6 protein-coding genes are annotated in these 7,110 nt (G+C 62.9%); all 6 read right to left on the bottom strand.

Going from position 1 to position 7,110, the window contains the following annotated elements:
• Positions 1-10: 10 nt before the first annotated feature.
• The 6 genes from phaC (ACK59Z_RS20145) to hslV all read right to left on the bottom strand — a co-directional run bounded on the left by phaC (ACK59Z_RS20145) (position 11) and on the right by hslV (position 7,099).
• Positions 11-1,693 (bottom strand): class II poly(R)-hydroxyalkanoic acid synthase, encoded by a 1,683-nt coding sequence (gene phaC / locus ACK59Z_RS20145; RefSeq protein ID WP_409293601.1) that lies wholly within the window; start codon positions 1,691-1,693, stop codon positions 11-13.
• A gap of 49 nt (positions 1,694-1,742) precedes the next feature.
• Positions 1,743-2,594 (bottom strand): poly(3-hydroxyalkanoate) depolymerase, encoded by an 852-nt coding sequence (gene phaZ / locus ACK59Z_RS20150; protein ID WP_003249302.1) that lies wholly within the window; start codon positions 2,592-2,594, stop codon positions 1,743-1,745.
• A gap of 62 nt (positions 2,595-2,656) precedes the next feature.
• Positions 2,657-4,336 (bottom strand): class II poly(R)-hydroxyalkanoic acid synthase, encoded by a 1,680-nt coding sequence (gene phaC / locus ACK59Z_RS20155; RefSeq protein ID WP_060538104.1) that lies wholly within the window; start codon positions 4,334-4,336, stop codon positions 2,657-2,659.
• Positions 4,337-4,604: 268 nt separating this feature from the next.
• Positions 4,605-4,982, bottom strand: coding sequence for a gamma-butyrobetaine hydroxylase-like domain-containing protein (locus ACK59Z_RS20160; RefSeq protein ID WP_003249306.1), 378 nt, complete (start codon positions 4,980-4,982; stop codon positions 4,605-4,607).
• A gap of 166 nt (positions 4,983-5,148) precedes the next feature.
• On the bottom strand, positions 5,149-6,492 hold the full coding sequence (gene hslU / locus ACK59Z_RS20165) for an ATP-dependent protease ATPase subunit HslU (RefSeq protein ID WP_003249308.1): 1,344 nt from the start codon (positions 6,490-6,492) through the stop codon (positions 5,149-5,151).
• Between the two features lie 76 nt (positions 6,493-6,568).
• A complete protein-coding gene (gene hslV / locus ACK59Z_RS20170; RefSeq protein WP_003249309.1) occupies positions 6,569-7,099 on the bottom strand; it encodes an ATP-dependent protease subunit HslV in 531 nt (176 codons plus the stop codon).
• Between the last annotated feature and the right edge of the window lie 11 nt (positions 7,100-7,110).

A 7,110-nucleotide genomic window follows, 5' to 3' on the forward strand; every position in this document is an offset into this window, starting at 1 on the left:
AGTCAGCAGCTCATCGGGTCAGCACGTAGGTGCCTGGCGCGGGGCCTAGCGGTGGGTAAGTGGCGTTGCCCAGTTCAGTGCGCGGCGCCTTGAGCAGGCCGGAGCGTGCGGTGATCCACTCCAGCCACAACGGCCACCAGCTGCCTTCACTGCGCTTGGCGTCGTGGAACCAGGCGCGTGGGTCGCTGCTCAGCTTGGGGTTGGCCAGGTAGTAGGCCTTGGGGTTGCCTGGAGGGTTGATGATGCTCTGGATATGCCCGCTGTTGGCCAGCACGAAGCGCCGTTCGCCACCCAGCAGCAAGGCCGAGCGGTACACCGCGTCCCATGGCGTGATGTGGTCGTTGCTGCCGGCCACGGTAAAGCTGTCGATATTGACCTGCTGCAGGTCAATCGGGGTACCGCACACCTCCAGCCCGAACGCGTAGGTCAAGGGGTTGAGCTTGAAAAACTCCAGCAGGTCGCCATGCAGCGCGGCGGGCAGGCGCGTGCTGTCGGCATTCCAGTACAGGATGTCGAACGCCGGCGGTGTCTTGCCGAGCAGGTAGTTGTTGACCCAGTAGTTCCAGATCAGGTCGTTGGGCCGCATCCAGGCGAAGATCCGCGCCACTTCGCCACCGTCCAGCACGCCGCGCTGATAAGAGCGGCGCTTGGCCGCCTCGATGGTTTGCTCATCGGCGAACAGGCTGGCCGGGCTTTCGAACTTGCTGTCCAGCAAGCTGACCAGGTAGGTGGCACTGCGTACCCGGCGCAATTGCTGCTTGGCTTGCAGGTGGCCTTGCAGTGCAGCCATGGTCAGGCCGCCGGCACAGGCGCCCATCAGGTTGGGGTCGCGGTTGCCGCTGATACTGCGGCAGGCATTAAGCGCTTCCTCCAGGGCTTGCACGTAGCTGGAAAGGCCCCATTCACGGTGGCGTGGGTCGGGGTTGCGCCAGCTGACCATGAACACCTGCAAGCCGCTTTTGAGCATGTACTGGACAAAGCTGTTGGTAGCGCTGAGGTCGAAGATGTAGAACTTGTTGATCTGAGGCGGCACGACCAGCAGTGGGCGTGCGTGCTGCTTTTCGCTCATCGGCGAGTACTGGATCAGCTCCAGCAGCTCGTTGCGAAATACCACTGCGCCAGGGGTCGCCGCCAGGTTGGCGCCTACTTCGAAGGCGCGCTCGTCCACCTGACGCGGCAGCCCATCGTTGTGACGCAGGTCGTCGAGCAGGTGGGCCACGCCGCGCACCAGGCTCTGGCCGCCGGTGTTGAACAGCTCTTTGACCGCCAGCGGATTGAGCAGTGAGTTGCTGGGCGCCAGCGCATCGTTGATCAGGTTGAACAGGAAGTGGGCGCGGGCTCGATCATCGTCATTCAAGTGGCTTTCATCGATCCACTGGCGTGTCTGCTTCTGCCAGGCCAGGTAGGCCTGCAGGCCACGGCGGTAGAACGGGTTCTGGCTCCAGGTCGGGTCACTGAAGCGTGCGTCACGCGGGTTCGGCTGGTAGGGCGTGTCCCCCAGCATCACCCGCCCCAACTGCCCGCCAAGCGCCAGCAGATGATGCGCGGTATGCAGCGGGTGGCGCAGACCGTGGCGGCCGACGTTGCGCAGCGTGGAAAGCAGGTCGCGGCCGCGCAGGCCGAGGATGGCGTTCTGCACGTTCATGCGGGTGGCGGGGAGCGTTGTCGATCCTTTGGCCGGTTTGTCTTTCATGGCAACACTCCCTCGTCTGATCCATTTCCCCTGTCAGGCCGCAGCTGTTTCACCCCCCCGAGGCCGGACGGGGATGCATGACCGCACGCTGACGTTCTTCCTGCAGGAACTTCATGATGATCGGGGCGACGGCTTCGGCACGGGTGATCAGGAACAGATGGCCGTCGTCGATAATGTGTAGCTGGGCATTGGGAATCCGCCAGGCCAGCAGGCGCATGTTGATCAGCGGGATCAGCGGGTCGTCGTCACCGGCCAGTACCAGGGTGGGCTGCTGGATCTTGTGCAGCCAGTGGATGCTGGTCCAGCCGAGCCCTGCGAACAGCTGCCAGTAGTAGCCCAGCTTGCCGCCGGAGCGCACTTTGGCAGCATGATGCATGGCCAGGTCGGGGTCACGTCGGAAGCCGCCGCCATAGATCATCGGTGCAATGCGGATGACATGCGACGGCTGCACGTAACGCCGGGGGCTGGCCATCATCCACAGCACCTTGGGCTTGCCTGGCACCATTACCGCACCGGCAGCGGTGGCGGCCAGCACCAGTTTCTTGCAGCGCTCGGGGTAATCGTGAGCAAACTGCTGGGCCAGGGCGCCGCCCCAGGACACGCCGATGACGTTGACCTGGCCGTAGTCGAGGTAGTCGAGCATCCGTGCGGTCAGCTTGGCCAGCCCAGGGAAGCGATACGGGTGGCGTGGTGTGGACGAGCCGCCGACCCCAGGCACATCGAAGGCGATGACTTCCAGGTCCGGGTCAAGTGCATCGATGAACGGGAACACCAGCTCGAGGTTGGCGCCGATGCCGTTGAAGATCAGCAACGGCGTCAGGTGCGGTTTGCCGGGGCGAACAGCGGTGCGGATGGACTGGTGGTCCAGCTCGACGGTCCTGAAAATATAGGGTTGCGGCATGCACGTGACTCTTGGGTGAAGTAAACACCGTGGCGCCCCGCAGGCCGCCACGGCGCTGTAACTCAACGCTCGTGAACGTAGGTGCCTGGGGAGGCTTCGCCGGCGGCGTAGGCACGGTTGCCCAGGCGGGTCGGTGCCTTTTTCAGCGCGCCGGCACGCTCGCCCAGCCAACTTTGCCAGTGCAACCACCAGGAGTCTGCATGCTTGGTGGCGTTTTCCTGCCAGGCCACCGGGTCCCCCGGGCGGTCGGCACCGGTCATGAAACGTGCCTTCGGGTTGCCCGGCGGGTTGAGGATGCTTTGGATATGCCCGCTGTTGGACAGTACGAATTCGATCTTGCCACCGAACAGATGTGCCGAGCGGTAGCATGACGGCCATGGGGTGATGTGGTCGTTGGTGCCGGCGAGGCTGTAGATGTCGCATTTGACCTTTTTCAGGTCGATCGCGGTGCCGCACACTTCCAGGGCATCGGGGCGGGTCAGCGGGTTGCTCTTGAACATTTCGATCAGGTCGCCGTGGAAGGCGGCCGGCAGGCGCGTGGTGTCGTTGTTCCAGAACAGGATGTCGAACACGGGGGGCTCATTGCCGAGCAGGTAGTTGTTAACCCAGTAATTCCAGATCAGGTCGTTGGGGCGCATCCAGGCGAACACCTTGGCCATTTCGCTGCCTTCCAGCACGCCCGCCTGATAAGAGTGGCGCTTGGCGGCCTCCAAGGTCTGCTCGTCGACAAACAATGCAACCTGGTTGTCCATGGTGGTGTCCAGCACGCTGACCAGCAGGGTCAGGGCGTTGACCTTGTTCTCGCCAATGGCGGCATAGTGGCCGACCAGAGCGGTACAGGTGATGCCGCCGGAGCAGGCGCCGAGCATGTTCAAGTCTTTGCTGCCGGTAATCGCCAGCACCGCGTCGACGGCTTCTTTCAGCGCATCGATGTAGGTGGACAGGCCCCACTCGCGCTGGGCCTTGGTCGGGTTGCGCCAGCTGATGATGAAGGTCTGCTGCTGCGAGCGCAGGCAGAAGCGCGCCAGGCTCTTTTCCGGGCTGAGGTCGAATACGTAGAACTTGTTGATCTGCGGTGGCACCACCAGCAGCGGGCGGGCATGTACCTGTTCGGTGATGGGGCTGTACTGGATCAGTTCCAGCACATCGTTGCGGTACACCACCGCGCCTTCGCTGGTGCCCAGGTTCTTGCCCACTTCGAAGGCATCCATGTTCACCTGGCTGGGCATGCCGCCGTTATTGACCATGTCCTTGGCCAGGTTGGACAGGCCATCGAGCAGGCTCTTGCCGCCGGTTTCGAAGAAGCGTTTGACCGCAGCCGGGTTGGACAGGGTATTGGTCGGCGCCATGGCCTCGGTCATCAGGTTGATGACGAACTGGCCGCGGCTGATGTCCTGGGGGGACAGGTCGCTGCTGCTGACCCAGTCCTGCAGCTCCTTGCGCCAGGCCAGGTAGGTTTGCAGGTAGCGGCGGTACAGCGGGTTGTTGCTCCAGGCCGGGTCATTGAAGCGACGGTCGTCGCTGTCCGGGGCCAGGCTGGATTTGCCCAGCAACACGTTCTTCAGCTCCAGGCCAAAGTGAGCCACATGCTTGGCGCTGTGCAGCGGTTGGCGCACGGCCTGGCGCAGCACGGTGCGTGCCGAGCTCAACAGGTCCTTGCGGCGGATGCCGATGACCGGGTTCAGCCCCAGGGTGTTTTCCGAGGCCTGCCGCTGCAGCTCATCGTTGTTCTTGTTACTCATCTACGACGCTCCGTTGTCCTGAGACGAGTACCGGTTGCTGTGGTGGGTGCACAGCCCTGAGCCCGGTACTGCTACTCGGGTGACCAGTGATAAGGAACAGCGGTGCTGCGTGGGTGCTGACGACCTGCAAAGTGATGCAGGGAACTTGCCACACCCATTGGTTACCCGACTTTCGTGTAATGCGCAAGACAGCCCTTCACTGGGCTGTCTGCAAGTCATTCAAACAGATGAATTTAGAAAATGCGCTCTAAACCCCTCAGGCCTTGCGCTAGAGCATGAGCTTGACCACAGATTCGGCTGGGTCGCGGGATTTGCCGGCCTTGTGCAACTCGTCGAGGTATTCCGCCCACAGTTGTTCCTGGCGCAGGCACAGTTGCTCAAGGTATTCCCAGGTGAACAAGCCGCTGTCATGGCCGTCGTCGAAGGTCAGTTTCAGTGCATATTGGCCGGCAGGTTCCAGGCCACTGAGGCCGACGTTGATCTTGCCGAACTGCAGGATGGGGTTGCCGTGGCCCTGGACCTCGGCGGAGGGAGAGTGCACGCGCAGGAACTCGGCGGGCAGGTGGTAGACCTCGCCGGGCGCGTAGGTGAGGCTGAGGGTTTTGGAGGCTTTGTGCAGGTTGATGGCGGTAGGCAGGCGGGCCATGGGCAGAATCTCTCGGGAGCTGATGAAGCACAGCTTCCAGATTATGGGGGAGGGATTCAAGGGCCTCTTCGCGGTCAAGCCCGCCCCTGCACGGATCACCACAGGCCCAAGGGATGGGGTGACATGTGCAGGAGCGGGCTTGCCCGCGAAACTGTCGAAACCGGTCTTACAGGATGTAACGCGACAGGTCTTCGTTCTGTGCCAGCTCACCCAGGTGGCTGTTCACATACGCCGCGTCGATCTGAATCGGCGCTTCGTCATGGGTGCTGGCCAGGTCGCCCGCACTGAACGACACTTCTTCGAGCAAGCGCTCGAGCAGGGTGTGCAGGCGGCGGGCACCGATGTTTTCGGTCTTCTCGTTGACCTGGTAGGCAATCTCGGCCAAGCGCTTGATGCCGTCGGCGAGGAACTCGATGTTCAGGCCTTCGGTCTTCAGCAATGCCTGGTACTGCTCGGTCAGCGACGCGTGCGGCTCCTGCAGGATACGCTCGAAGTCTTCCGGGGTCAGTGCCTTCAGCTCGACACGAATCGGCAGGCGGCCTTGCAGCTCGGGCACCAGGTCGCTCGGCTTGCTCAGGTGGAATGCACCCGAGGCAATGAACAGAATGTGGTCGGTCTTGACCATGCCCAGCTTGGTGTTGACGGTGCAGCCTTCGATCAGCGGCAGCAGGTCGCGCTGCACGCCTTCACGGGACACATCGGCGCCGCCAACGTTGCCGCGCTTGGCGACCTTGTCGATTTCGTCGATGAACACGATGCCGTGCTGTTCGACCGCTTCCAGGGCCTTGGCCTTGAGTTCTTCCTCGTTGACCAGGCGGCTCGCTTCTTCATCGCGAACCATCTTCAGCGCTTCTTTCACCTTCAGCTTGCGCGCTTTGCGCTTGCCTTTGCCCATGTTGGCAAACAGGCTCTGCAGCTGGTTGGTCATTTCTTCCATGCCGGGCGGCGCAGCAATTTCGACACCGACGGCATCGGCCACTTCAATCTCGATTTCCTTGTCGTCCAGCTGGCCTTCGCGCAGGCGCTTGCGGAACAGCTGGCGGGTGTTGGAGTCGCTGCTGGTCTGTGCGGCTTCTTCGCTGAAGCTGGTGACGCGTGCCTGGGGCAGCAGGGCGTCGAGGATGCGGTCTTCGGCGGCGTCTTCGGCGCGGTGGCGCACGCGAATGATTTCCTGCTCGCGCAGCATCTTCAACGCGGCATCGGCCAGGTCACGGATGATCGACTCGACGTCGCGGCCCACGTAGCCCACTTCGGTGAACTTGGTGGCTTCGACCTTGAGGAACGGCGCGTTGGCCAGTTTGGCCAGCCGGCGGGCGATTTCGGTCTTGCCGACGCCGGTAGGGCCGATCATCAGGATGTTCTTGGGGGTGACTTCGGCACGCAGCTCGGCAGGGAGCTGCATGCGCCGCCAGCGGTTGCGCAGGGCAATGGCCACGGCGCGCTTGGCGTCGTCCTGGCCGATGATGTGGCGGTTGAGTTCGTGGACGATCTCGCGGGGGGTCATGGACATGATCAATACGGTCCTTGGGCAGGTGAGTCAGCGTGGAAAAGCCCCTTCACCGGGAAGGGGCGCCAGAACAGCTGAATCAGTCGGCCAGGTCCTGCTCCTCGATGGTCAGGTTGTGGTTGGTGAACACGCAGATGTCGCCGGCGATGTTCAGGGCGGTCTCGGCGATTTCGCGGGCCGAGAGGTCGGTCTTGTTCAGCAGGGCACGGGCTGCGGCCTGGGCATAGGCTCCGCCGGAACCCATGGCGATCAGGCCATCTTCGGGTTCGACCACGTCACCGTTGCCGGTGATGATCAGGGATGCATCCTTGTTGGCCACGGCCAGCATGGCTTCCAGGCGGCTCAGGGAGCGGTCGGTACGCCATTCCTTGGCCAGCTCGACGGCGGCGCGTACCAGGTGACCCTGGTGTTTTTCCAGCTGACCTTCAAAGCGCTCGAACAGGGTGAAGGCGTCGGCAGTGGCGCCGGCGAAGCCCGCGATGACCTGGCCGTGGTACAGGCGGCGCACCTTCTTGGCGTTGCCTTTCATCACGGTGTTGCCAAGGGATACCTGGCCGTCGCCGCCCATGACGACTTTGCCGTTACGGCGGACAGAAACGATTGTGGTCAAGGGGAGAGTCT

This window comes from Pseudomonas sp. KCJK9058 (genome assembly GCF_046230975.1).
Taxonomy (GTDB): Bacteria; Pseudomonadota; Gammaproteobacteria; order Pseudomonadales; family Pseudomonadaceae; genus Aquipseudomonas; species Aquipseudomonas alloputida.

Bases quoted from the DNA above. Each gene is read 5' to 3' on its own strand.
- hslU (WP_003249308.1), bottom strand. From the start codon at position 6,492: ATGTCCATGACCCCCCGCGAGATCGTCCACGAACTCAACCGCCACATC.
- phaC (WP_409293601.1), bottom strand. From the start codon at position 1,693: ATGAAAGACAAACCGGCCAAAGGATCGACAACGCTCCCCGCCACCCGC.
- ACK59Z_RS20160 (WP_003249306.1), bottom strand. From the start codon at position 4,982: ATGGCCCGCCTGCCTACCGCCATCAACCTGCACAAAGCCTCCAAAACC.
- phaC (WP_060538104.1), bottom strand. From the start codon at position 4,336: ATGAGTAACAAGAACAACGATGAGCTGCAGCGGCAGGCCTCGGAAAAC.
- phaZ (WP_003249302.1), bottom strand. From the start codon at position 2,594: ATGCCGCAACCCTATATTTTCAGGACCGTCGAGCTGGACCACCAGTCC.